Below are 19,650 nucleotides of genomic sequence, written 5' to 3' on the forward strand. Positions count from 1 at the left end.
TCCCCCCCCCCCCCCCCCCCCCCCCCCCCCCCCCCCCCCTTCCCCCCCCCCCCCCCCCCCCCCCCCCCCCCCCCCCCCCCAACCCCCCCCCACCCCCCCCCCCCCCCCCCCCCCCCCCCTTCCTTTCCCCCCCCCCCCCCCCCCCCCCCCCCCCCCGAGACGGGGTCAGGAGGCGGTCTTCGTCACCTCCAGGTCGGCCAGGGGCTCGGTGACGCCGCCGCCGGGCGGGTCGACCGGCTCGCTGCCGCCGTTGTTGGGATCGGGGTCCTCGACCTCGGAGGTTGAAGAGGCGGTGTTCTTCAGGTCGCTGCCGTCACCGGTGTACGCCGGGTCGAGCTTGACCTTGAACGTCCACGACTTCGACTCGCCGTTCTTGACGACGTCGGCCGTACACGTGACCTTCTGGCCCTGGGCCGTGCAGTTGTCGGACGAAGACACGAACGACAGCGGCCCCGGCAGGTCGTCCGTCGCCACGACCTTCGTGGCATCGGACGGACCCGCGTTCTTCGTGGTGATGGTGTACTCGAACTCCTCACCCGGCGACACCTTCTCCGAGCCCACCGCCGTCTTCGACGTCGACAGGTCCGCACTCGGCTTGCCGACGCTGCCGCCGCCGGGCAGTACGGCCGAGGCCGTGTTGTTCGCGCTCGTGGGGTCCTTGGTGTCCGAGGAGATGACTGCGCTGTTCTTGAGGTCCGTGCCGTCGCCGGTGTAGCCGGAGTCGACGCGGGCCTCGAAGGTCCACGTCTTGGTGGCACCGGCCGCCAGTTCGGCGACGGGGCCGCAGGTGACAGTCTGGCCCTGGGCCGTACAGCCGTCCGTGGACGAGACGAAGGTCAGCCCGGTGGGGAGGGTGTCGGTGACCTTGGCGTTCTTGGCGACGGAGGGGCCGTTGTTCTTGGTGGTCAGGGTGTAGGTGACGATCCCGCCCGGCGGGACCGGCGCCAGGCCGCGCACGGCGGCCGAGCGGTTCGCCCCCTGAACGCTCATGTCGGCCGTGAGGGAGAGGTCGGTACCCGCCCCGGTGGGGGCGGGTACAGCCGTAACCTGGGCCAGAGCGGCGGGGGTGGCGCACAGGGGCACTGCGCAGGACAGCGTGGCCACCACTGCGGCCGAAGCCAGGTGCCACCGTCTCTTGGTCATCGTCATGTCGGTTTCTGTTCTCTCTCGGTCGTGCCACAGCCCTCGGGGTATGTGTCCGCACGGGCACATAGGTGCCCTTCGGGTGATGGCGTGGGGGTGAAGCGGCCACCTCCGAGGAGGGGGTGGCCGCGGTCCGCCACCGGAAGGAGGGCGCCGTGTGGCGCCCTGCCCGGCGGTCGGAAGCTCAGGAGGAGGTCTTGGTCAAGTCCAGGTCCGACTGGAGGATTTCGACCGTGACCGGGTAGTCCTCTACCTCGCCGGCCATCTTGTACTCACCGGTGGGTAGCGGAGCGGCGACTGCGCCCTCGTACAGGCGGATCCGGGCGAAGGTCTTGCCCTGCGCGATTGCCTCGGGCACGTTCCAGCTCAGCTCGGCACTCGTGGCGCCTGCGGTAACGGCGGCGGTGGCACGTTCGCCGGAGTCGAAGACGCCGTTGTGGTTGAAGTCGATCCACGCGGCGACCGTGGCGGTGCGCTGAGGATCGGTGTTGGTGAGCGGCACGGTGAGCCCGTAGGTCTGCTCGCTGATGACCGGGAGCGCGGTGAACGCGTCGTCCTGGTCACCGAGGCCGTTGTAGTCGGCAGCCTGGCCGTCGGCGTCGACGGGACGGCGGGCATCGGACTCGACGCTCTTGTCCTGGCCCAGGAAGAAGCCCTCCGCCACGTCGGAGAAGGGTCCACCGTTTTCAGCCGTGGTGTGGTAGGAGTCGGGGGCGTCCCCGAAGTCCTTGTTGATCACGCAGCCCCCCGCGTCCACGACCTTGTCGTTGTCGCCGGAGATCTGGCTGGCGAGCACGGCATCACGCACTTGGGCACCCTGGATCGGGTTCTCGGCGGTCGAGCTGGTCAGGTCCATCTGGTAGACCTTGCCGCGACGGTCGATGGCGTAGAAGTTGCCGATCTCGTCGAAGAACGTCGAGAGGTAGTCGCCGTTCGGGATCTTCCTTCCCACCACCGTTCCCGGCCCCCTGTCCCCGTCGAAGACCACGCGCTTGAGGGTGGAGCCGTCAGCCATGTACAGGCGCCCGTCCTTGGGGTGCAGGGCCCAGTCGTACCAGTTGCCTCCTCCCACGTTGAACTTGCTCGCTCTGGCTACCGGCTTGGGGGCGGTCAGGTCGATGGCCAGGGCCTTGTTGAAGGCGTCGCCGGCCACGTAGAACGTCTTTCCGTCACCGCCGATGTCGCCCTCCCTCCAGTAGCCGTTGTTCTCCAGCCCCGGCACGTCCTGGACCTTGATGTCGCCGGACGGAGTGTTCGGGTTGATGGTCAGCATGCGGAACGGCTTCTGCCGCGTGATCGCGTAGAGCCGGTCGGTGTGCGTGCTGTATCCCAGGGCGTCGAATCCGCCCGCGTAGGTGATCCCGGTGTCGACGGACTTCCCGGTGAGCGGGTTCACCCGGAACAGTCTCGTCGGGGCCTCGCCGATCGCGGCGTAGGTGTACGTGTGGCACGAACCCTGCGGTGTGGTGGACGCGGAGATCCCGACGGTGACTTGCGCCCGGTCGTTGTCCGGGTTGACATCCACCAGGTGAGCCGGGACCGCTACGGTGGCCGAGTTGGTCACCTCCTGGGGCAGGAGGGGTGTGGTGGCGGTGACGGTGTAGACGGCGGTGCCGCCACGCTTGAGGTCGGCGGTGGTGTCCAGGTTGTTGCCGCTGCCCGTGGCCGTGGCGCAGGAACTGCCTGCGGATGCCTCGCAGGTCCAACTCACGTCGGTCAGCGCGGCCGGGAGGGCGTCCCTGATGCGGGCGCCGGTCACGTCGTTGGCCTCGTCGTTCTTGACCGTGAGCTTGTAGGTGAGCTTCTTGCCGCCCTCGGCCGTGGCGGGGGCGGTCTTGGTGAGGGACAGATCCACCGGGAGGGCCACCTTGAGGTCGCCGATCTCGTGGTTGTTGGTCGCGCCGCCCGAACCCGCGGAGAAACCGAGCTTGAGGGTCTGCGGCAGCGCGGGCTGGTTCGTGACTGTGGAGATGTCGAAGCTGTCGATCATCTGCTGCATCGGGGTGCCGGGGCCGGTGTTGGAGGCGACCGAAACCAGCAGCTTGCCCCCCTTGGGCACCACGCTGACCCTTGCCGTCCGGAATTGCTTGCGGCTGTCCTTGGTCTGCACGGTGCCGCCCGGCCCCTTCACACCGGTCGCGTAGTTGTAGCCGGTGATCTTGCCGTCGACCTTGGTGCCGCCGCCGCGCAGCACGATGTTCTCCTCCCTCCGGCCGGGGCCGCCGTACTCGCCGGAGAAGTTGCCGTACTCGTCGAAGCCGACGCCCAGGAACGCCCCGGGCACTCCGACGTAGCCCAGCGCGCCGCCCGCGTTGCCGACACCGTTGGGGGCGGTGCCGTCGGCGAAGTACATCGTCAGTCCGTCGCCGAACCCGTTGCACCCCAAGATCAGCACGCAGTGGTTGTTGCCGCCGTAGGTGGCGTAGGTGAACTCCGCGACCACACCGAGGTCGGTGGAGAAGTCGCCGTTCATCTGCCAGCTGCCCGACTGGTCCTTGTCCGTCGTGGTCAGGCGCAACCAGCCGTCGGGGTCCTTGTCGTCGTACCTGGCGCTGCCGGTCAGTACGGTGTCCGAGGTGGGGCCGTCGAAGCCGTTGACGTAGGGGAAGGTGACCGGCGCCGCCTGCCGGGCGGCCTGCGGCTGCTGCCCCTGCTGGAGGACGGCACCGCGGGCGCCGGGGGCGGGCGGGGGTGTGGCCGCGGCCAGCGGGGCCAGCGCGAGCACGGTGAGCACGGTGGTGGTCAGGGCCGCGGCGCGGCGCCCGCGCAGGGCGTGTGGGGGCCGTGGTCGAGCAGGTCGGGGTGGGGAGCTGTGGGTCTGCACTGTTCTGTCGTTACCTTTCCTGGTGTACGTCGCGGCCCGCTGCCGGACCGCTGACCGCGCCTGCGCGCGGGGCGCGTCGGGCGAGTGGGGCTCCGCTCGCCCGGCTTGTGGCCGATCCGGGGTCAGCCGGAGCGGCGGCGGCGTGCCGCGTACGTCAGGCCGGCGCCGGCGAGGAGCAATCCGGCGGCCCACAGTGTCCACGGGGACACGTCGTCGCCGGTCTCGGCCAGCTGCGGCGCCTGGGTGGTCGGCTTCGAACCGGCCGGCTTCGAGTTGGTGGGCTTCGAGCTGGGCTTGGTGACGTGCAGCGGACCGCCGCCGGGGCCCGAAGTGCCGGGCGGGTTCTGGTCGTTGTCCGGGTTCGGGTCGGGCGTGGTGGACCCGGCGGAGGCGATGTTGTCCAGGTCCGCACCGGTGCCCTGGTAAGCAGGAGAGAGCCGTACGACGATGTCGAACTGGGCGCTGCGCCCGGCCGCCACGGTTCCGGCCAGGCAGGTGACCGTCTGGCCCTGGGCGGTGCAGCCGGAGGAGGCACGCTGGAACAGCAGGCCGTCCGGGAGCCGGTCGGTGACCTTGACGTTCTCCGAGTCGGACGGGCCGTTGTTGGTGACCTTGACGCGGTAGGTGAAGGTGTCGCCGGGGCGGATCTTGGACTGGCCGGGCGCCAGGATCGCCGTCTTGCTGGTGGCCAGGTCGGCGTTGCCGTGTGCGGCGGTGGTCGCCAGGAAGGTGTCCGTGTTGTTGTCCAGGGAGCTGTCCTCAGGGCTGGTCACCCTGGCGGTGCCGCCCGACAGCGTGGTGCCCACGGGCGCGTCCGAGCCGACCCGCACCGGGTAGGAGAGGGTCACCGAGGAGTCGGCCCTGCTGTGCGCGGCACGGCCGGTGGTCCTGCCGTCCGTGGGCGGTACGGCTTCCAGGCCCGCTTCGATGGTGCAGCGCAGCGCCTTGCCGGCGTCGCGAACGGTGCACCCCGGGGGCAGGCTCGTGTTCGGTACGGTGACGTGCGTGGGCAGCGTGATGTCGACCTGGGCGGGCCGGCGCGTGCTGGAGGGCCCGTGGTTGACCACCGTGATCTGCCCGCGTGCTGCTGTGCCCGGGACCACCGGGCCGGTGATGTCCTGGGCACGGACCTCCAGGTCGGCCTCGGCCTGGCCGGGCGCCTGTCCCGGCCCGCCCGGCAGCCCGGACGCGGAGGCGGTGTTGTTCTCCGGCTTCGGATCGGCCGTCTTCGCGGTCACCCGGGCGGTGTTGACCACGTCGGTGCCGTCACCGTCGTACGAGGGGGAAAGCCGCACGGTGACCGTGAACGTCTTCGTCTCTTCCGGCTTCAGCTGGGGCAGGTCCGGACAGGTCACCGTGGCGCCGTAGACGCCCTTCTCGCCGGTGCAGCCCTCGGCGGAGGACACGAATGCCAGCGCCTTGGGCAGCGTGTCGGTGACCGTGACGCCCTTGGCCGTCGAGGGGCCGTGGTTGGTCACCGCGATCTCGTAGTCGAACGTGCTCCCGGGCGAGACCGCCGCGTTGCCCTTGGCCACCTTGGTCACCGCCACATCGGCGGCCACGGGGGCCGGCCGCCCACCCCCTGGCAGCCCCGCACCCCCGGTCGGGCCGGTGTTGTTGCCGCCGTTGGGGTCCGTGGTCGCCGATTCCACCTGGGCGATGTTGGCGATGTCCGAGCCGTCCCCCTCGTAGTCGGGGTCCAGGCGCACGGTGATCACCCAGGTCGCCTTCTCGCCGACGGCCAGCGTCTCCTTCGGGGTACACGTCACCGTCTGTCCCTGGGCCGTGCAGCCGTCCTTGGACGACACGAACTGAAGCGGCGCGGGCAGGTCGTCGCTCACCTTGGCGTTCTTGGCCACCGACGGGCCGTGGTTGGTCACGGCGATGGTGTATTCGAATGTCTCACCCGGTGCGACCGGCCCCCCGGCCCGCTGACGCGTGAGCGACAGGGCGGCGGAATAGGACCCCGGTGCCTTGCGGGTCTCCGCCCCGGCCCTGCCGGACTTGTGTGTCGCCGGCTCGGGCGTGCGGGAAGCGGTGGGCTGCTTCCTGGTGACATCGGAATCCACCAGCCCCACGGCCGCGGGACTCGTCCGCCGGCGGGTGCGATCAGGGGCGGACGGCTGCCCGCTCCCGGAACTCACCGCGGTATTCGACCCTTCGGGAGTGGTTCGTGCTGCACCGGACTGCCGCGATGAGGGCTTCTCGGTCGTCGGCCGGCCCGGACCGGCCGCCTCACCCTGAACAGGGGCTCCGCCCTGCTCCGACATCGCAGGTGCGGAAGCCGCGACCTCGCCACGCGGTCGGGAGCGCGAATCCGGGTCCCGTGACGAGCGGTCCTTTTCCCGCAGGGCCGGGCTTGTCCGGGTGACCCCCTCTCCGCCTTGGACATGCTCCTGACGTCCCGTCATATTGGCTGCGGGCGAGGGTGCGTCGGGTGATTCTGCGGCCTGTGCACCGCCGTGCGCGGCCACCAGGGCGGCAGCCGCAAGGGTGGAGGAGGTGAGCGCGGTCACGAGGTAGTGCTGCGCCCGACTGTCCCGGCTGCGGCGAGGGGAGGAGCTGGTCATGTTCGGGGCCTTCGTTTCCTATTCGAGTCGAAACGCCGGCTTACGCCGACAAGTTCACAGGGCCTGCGGGCAAACGGGCATGACGGGCCGTCATACCTGTGCCTGTTGGTTTTGCGCCGGAACCACTGGGAGCGGCCCCCTGATCGACAGCCATCCCGTGCAGTGCCACATCTGTGCGAACATCGAAATCTTCGCGTGGTGCGCAAAACGGATCATGTGATGTATTTGTGACTATTTGGGAGAGACGCGCCTTCGTATCACCCTGGTGGCCTCACAGTCCGCCCCCCCCTCATCTCGGTGAGCACCTCGCGGGCTGAACTGGATTCTGAGCCAGGAAGCAGGGCCTGCCAGACCAAGGTGAATCGCTGAACTCCCTGACCACCACCGGGTAGGCCGATTCAACTCAACTTCACCTGTGGTCAACCGAGTTGCAATGAGCGCCCGCCCTTCGAACGGCAGCCTCGGTGCTCTCGGCGACCGCAGATCGAGCCTCGCGAGGAAGATCCGGCAATCGCAGCCACTCACGTTCATGGGGCGCAGCCGCAGGTTCGCCGGCCCTGTACTCCAGACGGGCACCCACTCCGCAACTGCGATGCCCTGCGGAGAACACGCGAAGACAACTTGAAGCCTGGATTCACAGGCAGCGGCACCACGTCACCAACCCCGAGCCGCCCACACCCGGGACGCCACGTCGGCGGGATGGCGTCCCGCCCCACTCCCCACAGTCGACGACCGAGCTCGCTGCTGACACTCGGATCCGGTCACGCGGGGATCGCGGTGCCGCTGTTCGCCCTTTTCGCCGCCGGGGTGAGCGTCTCGGCCGCATCGCTGGGTGAGGTGTTCAGCCGGCCGGAACCGCTCGGCGTGGTGCTGGGGCTGGTGGTCGGCAAGACCCTGGGGATCTTCATCGGAACCTACCTCGCAGCCCGCTTCGCCCGTGCCCGGCTCAATCCCGACCTGGCATGGGCAGATGTCTTCGGGCTGGCCGTACTCGCCGGAATCGGCTGCACGGTCGCCCTGCTGATCGGCGAGCTCGCCTTCTCCGACCCCACTGCGGCCGAGCACATCAAGACCGCGGTCCTGATCGGCTCCCTCGTGGCGGTCGCCTGTGCCGCACTTCTCCTCAGGCGCCGCAACGGAATCTACCGCCGCCTTTACGAGGAGGAGAACCGCGACGACGACCAGGACGGCGTCTCCGACAATTACCAGCGAACCGGACCCTCAGAGCAGTAACCCGGAGGCTGCCATTGATGCAGCAGCGTCCACCAGCGCAGCTGCCGAGCCAGGGGCCGTCCGCGAGGCGCCCCTGCACAGGCAGCACACTTTTCGGCTGGCTGGCTGAACATACTGAGGACCCCCAGGACGGGCCGGGTGGGTGTTGGCGGAAATGGCTGGCTGTGTCGCCGTCGGCCGAACAGGGTCCGGTAAGTCCCACGCAATCGAACCAGTGGCGAGGCAACTGTGCAACGGAGTCGGTGAGTTGGGAAGTTTCGGGATCATCGCCCGGGATTGGAACAGCAGGATCTGCTCGGCATTCGACGAGCATCGCAGCGCCGAGCCGCCAAGGTCCCTGCCGCCCCTCCCGTCCGGCCGCATGAACGGCAGGTATGCGGTCGGACGGGCGATCACGGGCAGTTGTTCTTCTCGTCGCAGTTGCCTGGGGCAGGCCATCAGCAGGCCATTGCCATGATCTGATCACCGAAGGGCTGTAGGCGTCAGTCGGCCTGCTGGCGGTGAGCGTCGAGGTAGCGGACCATCAATTCCCAGTACACGAGGGTCAGCGCCATCTGTGCGGCGGTTGCTGTGGCTGCGGCCGTTGGCCTACGGCGATAGGCGGCCGCTACCGCGCAGGCGGAGGCCAGGGAAGCCGCAGCGTTGACACCCAACGCCAGATCCCTGGGACGGTCGATGATCCACTGTTCCTCGCCGAGCATTGCACGGCTGGCCCAGGCCCGGTCGTCGGCGGGTTTCGGGAAGATGACGGGGTTGAGCGCGAACCAAGCAGCCGTCGCCGCCGCATGCGGCCCACGGCGCGTCCACACCGGCCACAGCACCAGAGGGGTGGTGGCCCAACGCGTCCATGCGCTCCAGGGGTTGGCATGCCGAGCGAAAACTGCTCGTCGCACCCTGGCGAGCCGGTTCCGGGGGAGGGCGTTCATAGGTGTGCTCCGTTCGAGGCTGTCGGCGCATGACGCAGTACGACGCCGACCAGACTTCCCGGCACACCTCGGCAGAGAATAGGCTGCGAGTGGCACACAGTAAAGTGCGTTCCGGTCCGCAACTCCCTTGATATCTGGGATCCTTGACCTTCGGCCACCGTGGCTGTGCTGCGTTGCCCAGGGGCTGTTTCCTCTGGAACCACAGGTCCCAGACTCCTGGTGCCCGTGATCGAGGAGAAGGCTCAGGACGAGCGCCCGGGCGGGTCATCACACCGCGCCTTGGTGCCAGATGACGCTACTTCACCGCACGGGAACGCCGGTGAGCGTCCTCACGCAAACAGGACCGCGCCATAAGCCGTCGCTCAACCTGACGACCGGAAGTCGGTGTCGACATGGTCGTCGTTGAGCGATCTCCCATGGGCTGGGCGGCCCCAGCTCCGGCGGGTCAGCCCATCATCCACGGGCAGCCAGAAGGATCAACAGCGGAGCATAGATCATCGCAGCGGCGGCTAGTTGCCGCTTCCACTCCACTGACCGTCGCAGGTCAGCGGGGCCACCCCGATTGGCTCCATAGGGAGCCTTTTTACGTGCTTCTCGCAGAGTCTCGCATGCGCTCTGATACGTCGGATAGCCGGTGAGCGCGCCGATCAGCGACCCGCCAAAGGCGATCGAGCCCCTCTTTCGACCGTCGCGCAGTTGGAAGCACAGGCCATCGCTCACTGTCACCCGTACCACGTCCTGCCAGGCAACAGTGGAGGTCACAAGGATGTTGGTGATCGACACCTCAGTGGCGGTGAACCGTATTGCCGAGTGCCATCCGAGCAGCCAGAAGAAGAAAGTGGTCGTGGCGATCACCAACGGTGGCGCGTAACCGGCATCAGGTAGGAAGCCCGCGACCCCCACCGCACAGGCATAGAACCCTACCCCCGCCGTCATCAGGAGCCATGTGAACAATGGTCGACGCACGACGTTCGCCTGCACCCGCATCACCTCGCGAGGATCTTTGCCTTGAGGAAGGAACTGGTCAAGGCCGAGGGTGGTGTCGCATCTACTCGGCGAACCTGAACCCGATTCTTGCTCGTGATAAGCGGAGGCCGGGGCACGGCGAGCCACCGGGGGCTGGGTCGAAGGTTTGTCCCGTCCAGGATCCTACGTGCGGCCCCACGCTGCCCCTTCGGCGGCCGACAGCCTGTCCAGAAGCTCCGCCAGTCCGCTGCGCGTTGCCGCCAGCACCACCAGGTCCTCGGGTCGCAGGACGTACCCGGGGTGCAGGTCCCAGACCAGGCCGCGCCCACCGGCTCGAGGCCGCTCGCCCGCATCGGCAACGCCGACCTGGTGCGTGGCATCTCCGACTGCCTGACCGTCGCCCGGCAGGCCACCACGACGACCCCGACGGTCGCGGTGGAGGAAGCACTGGTGGCGACCTGCGCACGGATCACTGACCGGTACCACTGGCTGGGCGACCCGGAGGCGGGTGACCTCAGGGCTCGGCTGGCGGAGATACAGGCCACCGTCGGCCGGGTGCTGGAGGAGTTCCGGGCCGTCACCGCGCAGTCCCGGCAGGCGACCGAGGCGCTCGATGCCGCCGCCCACCTCGCCCGTCTCGTGCGGCAGGTGCGTGGCGAGGCACCCGCCACGGCCGAGGAGCGGGTCGGGCGGAGTGCCGAACTGCGTACGGCTCAGGGCCGGTTGACCACGTGCCCTGACCGGCACCGACTACCGTGCACCGTTCACCGGCCCGGTCTTCGCCGCCACCCGCGCCCACTGGGTGCAGACCCTGCTTCGGAATCGCCGCTGGTCTACCGGGCGGAGTAGCTCGCGGCGCGGCTGCCGGCGGAGCACGGGGCAAAGCGGGTGGGGGAGTCGCTGGCGGAGGGGGCGGAGGACGCCGTACCCGCGCTGGTCCGGCAGGCGGCGGAGGCCGCGTACGACGAGGGTGACGAGCGCGGCATCCACGACCACGACGCGACCGCCGTTCTGTGCGCCGTGCTGCGCCTGCACGAGCAGGCGGGTCTGCTGCGTCACCCGGCCGCCGTGCGGGCCGCCGCCCAGCTGTTCTGGGCACCCGGCACCACCGGGGCCGCGCGTGAACGGTGACAGCGAGCGGCGGTCTCGCTCGTCCGGGTCCGTGAGACATTCGGGGCGGCCCCCGCGCTCGATGCGCTGCGGGCCCCGGCCCGAGCAAAGGAGGCATGGTGAAACCCCTGCGGATCGGCACCGAACTTCCCGTACGACGCGCCCTGTTGAGCTGCGGCCCGGTGGAGTACCGGCTGGACCGCCGAGGACCCCGCACCGTGGTGATCCTGCACGGCGGCCACATGCGGGCGGGCCTGGCTCTCGGTGAGGAGGTGTTCGCCGACCGGGACCGCACTGTGCTGGTGCCCTCCCGGCCCGGCTACGGCGGGACACCTCTGCCGGCTGACGGTACCCCCGCCGGGTTCGCCGACCGCGTGGCGGAGCTGTGCGGGCGGCTCGGCATCGGCCAGGCGGAGGCGGTGGTGGGGATCTCCGCGGGAGGGCCCACTGCGGTGGCACTGGCCGCCCGGCATCCCCGTCTCGCGTCCCGGCTGGTCCTGATGAGCGCGGTGGGCCCGCTGCCCTGGCCCGATGCCCGAATTCGTCGGGCCGCTCGCATCGTGTTCCACCCCGCTGTGGAGGGCGCGGTCTGGGGCGCCGTACGGCAACTGCTGCGCGTCGCACCCGGTACAGGGCTGCGGCTGCTGCTGCGCGACCTGACCACCCTGCCCGCCCGGGACATGGTCGCGGGACTGCGCGCGGACGAACGGGAGCAGCTGCTCGGGCTTTTCTCCCGGATGAGGTCGGGGGCGGGGTTCGTCCACGAACTCGTTCCCGTACCCGATCTCACGGCAGAGGTGGACGTGCCTGTGCTGGTGATCGCATCCCGGCGCGACGGCTCGGTCCCGTTCACCCATGCCGAAACCCTCGCCGCAATGCGGCACGCACAACTGTGGGAGAGCGCTGCGGGCAGCCACTTCGTCTGGCTCGGCGAAGGGTGGCAGGAGACAGCGGCCCGCATCCGCGCCTTCCTGGACATACCGGACGGCTGAGGTGCCGGGGCGAGCGGCTCCCACGAGGGAAACCTCCCGTTGCCCGGATTCCGGAACGGTGATGACGAGATGTCCTCACCGGCCGCTGGTGAAGGCGGCCGAGCGTAGCGGATGAGCGGCGGGGGCGGGGCGGTGGTCGGCGTTGGACGTCCGTCTGTGGGGGGCGGTGCGGGGAGTGCCGTGCTGTCGGCTGGTCAGTGGCTGGTGAGGTTGCCGGTGAGTTTGCTGTGGAGGTCGGCGCTGGGGGTGTTGAGGCCGATGATCTCGACCTTCTTCCCGCGCTGCGCGTATTTGGTCTCGATGGCGTCGAGTGCGGCGACGGAAGAGACGTCCCAGATGTGGGCGGCGGACAGGTCGATGACGACCCGGTCGGGGTCGGTGGCGTACTGGAACTGGCCGTAGAGGTCGTTGGAGGAGGCGAAGAACAGCTCCCCGGTCACGGTGTAGAGGACGCTGCTGTTGTCCGGTGCGACATGGGGGGTGACTTCAGCGAGGTGCGCGACTCGCTTGGCGAAGATGACCATGGCGGTGAGGGAGCCGACGACGACGCCGATGGCGAGGTTGTCGGTGGCGACCACGCAGATGACAGTGATGGCCATGACGGCGATCTCCCCGGCGGGCATCCGCTCGAGGGTCTTGGGTGCGATGGAGTGCCAGTCGAAGGTCGCGAAGGACACCATCACCATCACGGCGACCAGGGCGGCCATGGGGATGTCGGAGACGACCCGGCCGAAGACGATGCACAGCACCATCAGGAAGACCCCGGCGAAGAAGGTGGAGAGGCGGGTGCGGGCGCCGGACACCTTCACGTTGATCATCGTCTGGCCGATCATCGCGCAGCCGCCCATGCCTCCGAAGAATCCGGTGACGATGTTGGCGATGCCCTGGCCGATGGACTCGCGGGTCTTGGAGGAGTGGGTGTCGGTGATGTCTTCGACGAGCTTGGCCGTCATCAGGGACTCCATCAGGCCGACGAGCGCCATCGCAAACGCGTACGGGGCGATGATCTTCAGGGTGTCCATGGTGAAGGGCACGTCCGGCAGGCCGGGCACTGGCAGAGAGGAGGGCAGGTCGCCCTTGTCACCCACGGTCGGTACGGCGATTCCGGCCGCGACCGTGATGACGGTGAGGATGACGATGGAGACCAGCGGGGCAGGGATCACCTTGGTGATCTTCGGGAAGAACACCATCAGGGTCAGGCCGCCGGTGATCAGCGGGTATACCGCCCAGGGCACGTCGTGCGTTTCCGGGACCTGTGCCAGGAAGATCAGGATGGCGAGGGCGTTGACGAAACCGACCATCACCGACCGGGGTACGAACCGCATCAGCTTGGCCACCCCCAGCGTGCCGAGCGCGATCTGGATGACGCCGGCGAGGATGACCGCGGCGATCAGGTAGCCGATGCCGTAATCGTGGTTCAGGGGTGCGATGACGAGGGCGATGGCGCCGGTGGCGGCGGGGATCATCGCGCGGCGTCCTCCGACGACCGAGGTGACGACGGTCATGGTGAAGGAGGCGAACAGGCCGATCGCGGGGTCGACCCCGGCGATGATCGAGAAGGAGATCGCCTCCGGGATCAGGGCGAGGGCGACGACCAGGCCGGCCAGGATCTCGGTGCGCCAGACCTTGGGATTGTTCAGCCAGTCGGGGCGCAGGCCGTGCAGCCGTGTGGCGGGGGTCACTGGGGAAGAGGAAGACGCAGAAGGTTGCGTACCTGTCGTGCTCGGGCCCACCCGTCCGGCAGGCCGGGGCGTGCGGGAGGATGCGGAGGACTTCGCCGCCACGCTCCGCACTCGCTTGCAGCGGTCCTGAATTCCTTGTCCGGTCCTGGCTGTTGCCAGTGCGCTGACCGCGCAGTCTTCTCGTACTGCCGGTTTCAGCGCTTGAGGGGCTTGCTCCCGGGCGGTGTGCTGGAACGATGCGCATCGGGGACCTTGCCACCGCCAGCGGGCTGACCGCCAAGACCATCCGCTTCTACGAGCAGGCCGGGCTGGTGCCAGAGCCGCCCCGCACCACGGGCGGCTACCGCGACTACAGCAGCGACGCCGCCCATCGCCTCGCCTTCATCCGCGACGTCCAGGGCGCCGGGCTGACCCTCGCCGAGATCCGTTCCGTCGTGGCCCTGCGCGACAGCGCCACGTCACCGCGCTGATCGGCCAGCACCTCGCCGACATCGAACAACGACTGGTCGAACTGCGTACCACCCGCAGCGCCCTGCGGGACCTGGCTCGGCGGGCGGCCCGGACCGACCCGGAAACCTGCGGCGAGGACGGCATATGCACCATCCTCTCGCCGCACCGACGAGGGCACGCACGCCCGCTCACCCATGACGGGGCGAGGGCAGATGATGCCCCGGTTGGTGATCTGGGTGGCGCACAGGGTGGGCAGCACGGCGCGGGGCCGCGACCGGTCCGTTTCCGGTCGCGGCCCCGCTCGTGGGGGTGTCCAGGCCGGTCACGACCCGCAGCAGCCGCCCGCGTCAGGCTCCTTGGGGGCCGCACCGGCAGCAGTGGCCGCTGCGGGCGCGGTGAGCGGGACGGTCTGGGGCGCCGGCGCACAGCAGCCGCCGTCACTGTCCTGGGTGGTGGGGGTGTCGAAGAGGCCGGCGCCGCCGCAGACTCCGGTTTCGGGGAGGGTGAGTTCGACGCGGTCGGCGGCGTCGAGGTCGCCCGCGAGGGCGGCGGTCACCGAGCGGACCTGCTCGTAGCCGGTCATGGCGAGGAAGGTGGGGGCGCGGCCGTAGGACTTCATGCCGACGAGGTAGACGCCTTGTTCGGGGTGGGCGAGTTCGCGGTGGCCGTGGGGGTAGACGGTGCCGCAGGAGTGCTGGTTGGGGTCGATCAGCGGGGCCAGTTCGACGGGCGCCTGGAGGCGTTCGTCGAGGTTCAGGCGCAGTTCGTTGAGGAAGGTGAGGTTAGGGCGGAAGCCGGTCAGCACGATGACCTCGTCGACCGGTTCAAGGCGGAGGCCGTCCTCGCCGACCAGGATCAGACGGCCCTCGCTGTCGCGCTCGATGGCCTCGGTGCGGAACCCGGGGACCGCATCGGCGTGCCCGTGGTCGACGGCGGCCTTGGCCGCGAGGCCGAGCGCGCCGCGGGCAGGGAGTTGGTCGGCGGCGCCGCCGCCGAAGGTGGAGCCGGAGATCCCGCGGCGCAGCACCCACACCCCCTTCGTGCCCGCACCGTCGTCGGCGTTCGCGAGATCGGCGAGGGTGGCCAGGGCGGTGAACGCGGAGGCGCCGGAGCCGATCACGGCAGTGCGCCTGCCCGCATACCGGGCCCTGACGGCAGGATCCTTGAAGTCCGGGACGCGGTAGGTGATCCGGTCGACGGCGGCCTTCTCGCCGAGTGCAGCAAGTCCGCTGCCGCCCGCCGGGGACGGCGTGCTCCAGGTGCCGGAGGCGTCGATGACCGCACAGGCGAAGACGCGCTCCTCGCGGCCGTCGGTGCATGCGACGTGGATGACGAAGGGCTGCTGTTCGCGGTCGGCGTCGACGATGCGGTCCCGGCCGGTGCGGGAGACGCCGGTGACGGTGGCCCCGTAGCGAACGCGGTCGCCGAGGACGTCGGCGAGGGGCTGCAGGTACTGCTCGGCCCAGTCGCCGCCCGAGGGGTAGGTGGCGGGGTCGGGGTGCACCCAGCCGGTGGGGGCCAGGAGCTTCTCGGCGACGGGGTCGACGACTTCGCCCCAGGTGGAGAACAGCCGCACGTGCGCCCACTGGCGGACCGCCGCCCCGGCTGCCGGTCCGGCTTCCAGGACCAGGGGGTTGAGGCCCTGGTCGAGGAGGTGGGCGGCGGCGGCCAGACCGGTGGGCCCGGCCCCGATCACGACGACGGGCAGGGCGGTGGCGTGCGCGTTCACGACGACTCCTCGGTTGTTTCGACATCTGTCGATGGGTTGCGCGGCCCAGCATGACACCTGTATCGATGGACGTCAACATAGACGTTTATCGAATTGGGGGATGGTCCATGGAGCACGTCGACGTCGCCGTCATCGGCGGCGGGCAGTCCGGGCTCGCTGCCGCGCATGCATTGGTGCGGCGCGGGCTGCGGCCGGTGGTCCTGGAATCAGCCGGCCGGGCCGTGGGGTCGTGGCCGCGCTACTACGACAGCCTCACCCTGTTCTCGCCCGCCCGGTACAGCTCCCTGCCGGGGATGCGCTTCCCCGGCGCCGACCGGGACCGTTAGCCGCACCGCGATGAGGTCGTCGCCTACCTCACCGCGTACGTTGGCCGCCTGGACGCCGAGATCCGCAATTGGACGTGCTCGTGCTCGCCACCGGTTACCGCCTGACCTGCCCTACCTCACCCCGGGTGGGCCGGGACGCCGACCGCATCACCCGGCGCCTGGCGGCCCACCTCGCCCGCCGGTAACACCCCCTGCCGTCCGGCCGCCACCCCGCGAGAACGCCCCGCGTCTGCACTTCTTGTTTCGATATGCGCCTATGTTGACGTCCTTCGATACAAGGCGCAGTGTTGCATCGAGAGCCGTCGAATCAAAGCGGCGGCCGGGAGCGGAGGAGAACTGTCATGGCCCAGAACACCCCCACCGCCGATGCGGACCTGCGGGAGACGGTGCGGGCGCGCTATGCCGCCTCGGCCGTGAAGGTCGCCGAGGGCGGTACCGCATGTTGCGGCGTCGAGCCGGTGGAGATCGACGAGAACTTCGGCTCCGCCCTCTATGCCGACGGCGAGCGTGAGGCCCTGCCCGCCGAGGCGGTGGCCGCCTCTCTCGGGTGCGGCAATCCCACCGCGGTCGCCGACCTGCACGAGGGGGACCGGGTCCTGGACTTGGGCTCGGGCGGCGGCATCGACGTGCTGCTGTCCGCCCGCCGGGTCGGCCCGGCAGGCAAGGCGTACGGGCTGGACATGACCGAGGAGATGCTCTCCCTCGCGCTGGCGAACGCCGCGAAGGCCGGGGCGGCGAACGTGGAGTTCCTCAAGGGCGCCATCGAGGCCGTCCCGCTGCCCGCCGCCACGATCGACGTGGTCATCTCCAACTGCGTGATCAACCTGTCCACCGACAAGCAGGCCGTGTTCGCCGAGACCTTCCGCGTCCTGAAGCCAGGAGGCCGCATCGGCGTCTCCGACGTCGTCGCCGACGACGCCCTGACCCCCGCCGAGCGGGCCGAGCGCGGCGACTATGTAGGCTGCATCGCTGGCGCCCTGTCCTTTGCCGAGTACCACCAGGGACTGGCGGCGGCCGGGTTCACGGACATCTCCCTCACCCCGACCCATGCCGTCGCCGACGGCATGCACTCCGCGATCATCAAGGCCACCAAGCCCGCAGACGCCCCCACCACCCTGCCCTCCGCCGGGACCGGCGCCGAGGCCGACTGCTGCGGGAGCGCCCCCGCCCGGGCGCCCTCCTGCTGCTGAGGCATCCCCCAGGGGCACCCCGGTGACTGGTCAACAGACACCCCTGCCACTTTGATTCGATGTGTGTCAACATAGACGTATGTCGAATACGAGGGTGTTGACGGTGCTGGAGCCCGAGACGGTGACGCCGTGCTGCCCGCCGCTGACCGAACGGCCCATGAACGCGGAGGAGGCCGAAACAGCCGCCCGCATGTTCAAGGCGCTCGGCGACCCGGTCCGGCTGCGGCTGTTCTCCGCGGTCGCCTCCCACGAGGGCGGCGAGGCGTGCGTGTGCGACATCTCCGACGTCGGGGTGTCCCAGCCGACCGTCTCCCACCATCTGAAGAAGCTGAAAGATGCGGGTCTGCTCACCTCCGAGCGGCGCGGGACGTGGGTGTACTACCGGGTCGAGCCGTCCGTGCTCGCCGCGATGGGGAAGATCCTGGTCGGCGCGGCGGGCGCCTGACCACCAGTCCACTGCCCCGACCGTCGCTCCGCGGTGGCCGGGGCGGCGTCATGAGAACGGGGAACGGGTATGGGGGACACGGTGGAGATCGTGCCGCTGCGCACCGAGCACGCACCGCAGGTGCTGGCGATCTACCAGGCGGGGATCGACGAGGGGAACGCCACCTTTGAGACCAGCCCGCCCACCTGGCAGGCGTTCGACGCCGCGAAACTGACCGAACACCGCTTCGCCGCCTGCGACGAGACTGGGGCGGTGCTCGGCTGGGTCGCGACCAGCGCCGTCTCGGACCGGTGCGCGTACGCGGGCGTGGTCGAGCACTCCGTGTACGTCCACCCTGGAGCCCGTGGGCGCGGTATTGCCTCCACCCTCCTGGCGGCGCTGATCGACTCGACCGAGGACGCCGGGATCTGGACCATCCAGTCCGGGATCTTCCCCGAGAACACCGCCAGCCTGCGTGTGCACCAGCGGGCGGGCTTCCGTGCCATCGGTGTGCGGGAGCGCATCGGGCGCCATCACGGCGTCTGGCGCGACGTCGTCCTCGTCGAGCGCCGTAGCCCTGCCATCGTGTAGTCGTCCTTCCCGTGCCGACCGGGCCGTGGCGGGCGTGTGCCTGGCCGGCGGGCGGCTCAGATCAGCATGATGAGGTATCCGGCTGTGACGGCGATGCCCACGATGGCGAGAGTGTAGGCGGCGAGCAGGCGTCGGGACATGACCCGGCTCAGCAGGCCGAGTTCGGGAACGTTGACTCCGGCTGCGGAGATGATCAGCGCGAAGACCGCCCCCAGCGTCATACCGCTGTCGTGCAGGGTGGCGGCGATGGGCAGGAAGGCTTCGGTGGAGACGTAGAAGGGGATGCCGAGCGCCGCCGCGACGGGCACGGCCAGAGGGTTGTCCGGCCCGGCCAGCCCTGCAATGAGGTCCTGCGGCACGAGGCCCAGGATCGCAGCGGCGACAGCGACGCAGGCCACCATCGGGATCGCCGGACTGCGGGCGAGAGTCAGCCCATGACGCAGGGCGCGGCGGGTCTCGGCTCGCCATCCGCCCCAGGGGGCAGGGTCGGCGAACGGGTCGTACGGCCGTGCGGTGCAGGTGTCCTCGCGCACGGCCAGGCCGGCTACGCGGCCGCCGGACCGCTTGCAGAGGTGGTCGGCGCTGCGTGCGCTGTGGCGGGGCGCAGACCGTGCTCCAGGTGAGCGGCGTCGGCCGTCAGGGCGGCGAGCAGCACGGCAAGGCAGGTGGTCACCACGTAGGCCGTGGTGACTTTCCAGCCGAACAGCGGGATGAGGATGGCCACGATGACCGGGTCGAGGAGAGGGGAGGACAGCAGGAAGGCCGTCAGCGTCGCTGTCTGGATGCGTGCGTTGACCATGCCGATGACGACCGGAATCGCGGAGTATGTACAGAACGGCGTGACGAACCAGAGCAGGATTCCCTTGGCCGCTCCGGCCAGCGGGCCACCGCCGAGCCAGTTCTGGAGTCGGGAGACACCGACGCGGCGGGCTATCAGCGCCATGAGGGCAAGGACCACCGCCAGCAGGACCGCCAACTCCACCAGCAGCAGAGCGAATTCGGATAACGCGGACGTCAGCCGTTCACCCACCGGACCGATCTGCCTGCCAGGGTGCCAGCGCCTGCGTACTGCTGGCGGCTCGCACCGGTGTGAGGCCCATGACCACCTCGGCTGCCGTCGGGAACTCATCCAGGCAGTCCTCGTTCACCCGCACATGACTGGCGGTGCCCACCCGCTCGACGAACACGAATTCCAGCTCGGCGAGGCGCCGCACATGGGCCGAGACGGTCGACTGCCCCACCCCCGTCGCGGCGACCAGCGCCCCGATCGTCATGGCCTTGCCCTCGGTGGCCAGCAGGTGAAGCAACTGCAGCCTGGTCGGGTCCGCCAGGCACCCGAACCAGCTCGCGTACGCCTCCGCGGCGGAGCGGTCCAGCATGTTTCCCTCCCGCATCCAGTCATTTATCGCTCATCGACGATGATAGCTAGAGTGGAGGGTGCTGTCTTCAGGCAGGGGGGCGGAACGTCATGCGGGAGTGCCCGACGGCTGCGGC

Annotated in this window: 15 protein-coding genes and 4 pseudogenes; 9 read left to right on the forward strand and 10 right to left on the reverse strand. The window is 69.8% G+C overall.

The genetic code is table 11. From position 1 onward, the window contains the following. Positions 1–165 precede the first annotated feature (165 nt). From ACZ5PB_RS09940 to ACZ5PB_RS09950, 3 genes are all read right to left on the reverse strand, one after another. Positions 166–1,149, reverse strand: coding sequence for an isopeptide-forming domain-containing fimbrial protein (locus ACZ5PB_RS09940; RefSeq protein WP_468689461.1), 984 nt, complete (start codon positions 1,147–1,149; stop codon positions 166–168). A 178-nt stretch (positions 1,150–1,327) separates the two neighbouring features. Then, on the reverse strand, positions 1,328–3,868 hold the full coding sequence (locus ACZ5PB_RS09945; RefSeq protein ID WP_468689462.1) for a GEVED domain-containing protein: 2,541 nt from the start codon (positions 3,866–3,868) through the stop codon (positions 1,328–1,330). Between the two features lie 221 nt (positions 3,869–4,089). Then, on the reverse strand, positions 4,090–6,537 hold the full coding sequence (locus tag ACZ5PB_RS09950) for an LPXTG cell wall anchor domain-containing protein (protein ID WP_468689463.1): 2,448 nt from the start codon (positions 6,535–6,537) through the stop codon (positions 4,090–4,092). Positions 6,538–7,302: 765 nt separating this feature from the next. On the opposite strand from ACZ5PB_RS09950, the pseudogene ACZ5PB_RS09955 reads away from it, so the two are divergent. Further along, positions 7,303–7,770, forward strand: a pseudogene (locus ACZ5PB_RS09955) (Na+/H+ antiporter NhaA); the annotation flags it as partial. Between the two features lie 482 nt (positions 7,771–8,252). Here the strand turns inward: ACZ5PB_RS09955 and ACZ5PB_RS09960 are convergent. Next, entirely contained in the window at positions 8,253–8,696 is a 444-nt protein-coding gene (locus ACZ5PB_RS09960) for a DUF6653 family protein (RefSeq protein ID WP_468689465.1), read from the reverse strand. Positions 8,697–9,149: 453 nt separating this feature from the next. After that, positions 9,150–9,677, reverse strand: coding sequence for a hypothetical protein (locus ACZ5PB_RS09965; RefSeq protein WP_468689466.1), 528 nt, complete (start codon positions 9,675–9,677; stop codon positions 9,150–9,152). 354 nt (positions 9,678–10,031) lie between these two features. On the opposite strand from ACZ5PB_RS09965, the pseudogene ACZ5PB_RS09970 reads away from it, so the two are divergent. The 3 genes and pseudogenes from ACZ5PB_RS09970 to ACZ5PB_RS09980 form a co-directional block, all read left to right on the forward strand. Then, positions 10,032–10,088 (forward strand): annotated as a pseudogene (locus ACZ5PB_RS09970) (hypothetical protein); the annotation flags it as partial. A 307-nt stretch (positions 10,089–10,395) separates the two neighbouring features. Next, positions 10,396–10,868 (forward strand): annotated as a pseudogene (locus tag ACZ5PB_RS09975) (hypothetical protein); the annotation flags it as partial. 20 nt (positions 10,869–10,888) lie between these two features. Next, positions 10,889–11,764: an alpha/beta fold hydrolase gene (locus ACZ5PB_RS09980; protein ID WP_468689468.1), complete on the forward strand. Its 876-nt coding sequence runs from the start codon at positions 10,889–10,891 to the stop codon at positions 11,762–11,764. Positions 11,765–11,958: 194 nt separating this feature from the next. Here the strand turns inward: ACZ5PB_RS09980 and ACZ5PB_RS09985 are convergent, their stop codons facing one another. Then, positions 11,959–13,446 carry a SulP family inorganic anion transporter gene (locus ACZ5PB_RS09985; protein WP_468689470.1) on the reverse strand — a complete coding sequence of 496 codons (1,488 nt, stop codon included), beginning with the start codon at positions 13,444–13,446 and terminating at the stop codon, positions 11,959–11,961. 236 nt (positions 13,447–13,682) lie between these two features. Here ACZ5PB_RS09985 and ACZ5PB_RS09990 point away from each other — a divergent pair, with 236 nt between their 5' ends. Further along, positions 13,683–13,916: a MerR family transcriptional regulator gene (locus ACZ5PB_RS09990; protein ID WP_468689471.1), complete on the forward strand. Its 234-nt coding sequence runs from the start codon at positions 13,683–13,685 to the stop codon at positions 13,914–13,916. A gap of 302 nt (positions 13,917–14,218) precedes the next feature. Here the strand turns inward: ACZ5PB_RS09990 and ACZ5PB_RS09995 are convergent, their stop codons facing one another. Further along, positions 14,219–15,625, reverse strand: a complete 1,407-nt coding sequence (locus tag ACZ5PB_RS09995; RefSeq protein WP_468689474.1) for an NAD(P)-binding domain-containing protein — start codon at positions 15,623–15,625, stop codon at positions 14,219–14,221. A 107-nt stretch (positions 15,626–15,732) separates the two neighbouring features. On the opposite strand from ACZ5PB_RS09995, the pseudogene ACZ5PB_RS10000 reads away from it, so the two are divergent. The 4 genes and pseudogenes from ACZ5PB_RS10000 to ACZ5PB_RS10015 form a co-directional block, all read left to right on the forward strand. Next, positions 15,733–16,017, forward strand: a pseudogene (locus tag ACZ5PB_RS10000) (FAD-dependent oxidoreductase); the annotation flags it as partial. A gap of 275 nt (positions 16,018–16,292) precedes the next feature. Further along, on the forward strand, positions 16,293–17,141 hold the full coding sequence (gene arsM, locus ACZ5PB_RS10005) for an arsenite methyltransferase (protein WP_468689475.1): 849 nt from the start codon (positions 16,293–16,295) through the stop codon (positions 17,139–17,141). 79 nt (positions 17,142–17,220) lie between these two features. Further along, positions 17,221–17,586 (forward strand): ArsR/SmtB family transcription factor, encoded by a 366-nt coding sequence (locus tag ACZ5PB_RS10010; RefSeq protein ID WP_468689477.1) that lies wholly within the window; start codon positions 17,221–17,223, stop codon positions 17,584–17,586. Between the two features lie 69 nt (positions 17,587–17,655). Beyond that, the gene (locus ACZ5PB_RS10015; protein WP_468689478.1) at positions 17,656–18,156 is read left to right on the forward strand and encodes a GNAT family N-acetyltransferase; all 501 of its coding nucleotides are present in this window, start codon (positions 17,656–17,658) and stop codon (positions 18,154–18,156) included. 56 nt (positions 18,157–18,212) lie between these two features. Here the strand turns inward: ACZ5PB_RS10015 and ACZ5PB_RS10020 are convergent, their stop codons facing one another. Genes ACZ5PB_RS10020 through ACZ5PB_RS10030 form a run of 3 tightly spaced genes read right to left on the reverse strand, consistent with a single transcriptional unit; the run spans position 18,213 to position 19,535 of the window. After that, the gene (locus tag ACZ5PB_RS10020) at positions 18,213–18,689 is read right to left on the reverse strand and encodes a permease (protein WP_468689479.1); all 477 of its coding nucleotides are present in this window, start codon (positions 18,687–18,689) and stop codon (positions 18,213–18,215) included. 11 nt (positions 18,690–18,700) lie between these two features. After that, positions 18,701–19,186: a permease gene (locus tag ACZ5PB_RS10025; protein WP_468689481.1), complete on the reverse strand. Its 486-nt coding sequence runs from the start codon at positions 19,184–19,186 to the stop codon at positions 18,701–18,703. Continuing rightward, complete coding sequence (locus ACZ5PB_RS10030; protein ID WP_468689483.1) at positions 19,179–19,535, reverse strand: ArsR/SmtB family transcription factor; 357 nt, start codon at positions 19,533–19,535, stop codon at positions 19,179–19,181. The genes ACZ5PB_RS10025 and ACZ5PB_RS10030 overlap by 8 nt, the downstream gene beginning before the upstream one ends. Positions 19,536–19,650 lie beyond the last annotated feature (115 nt).

Source organism: Streptomyces sp. NPDC032721 (assembly GCF_055579625.1).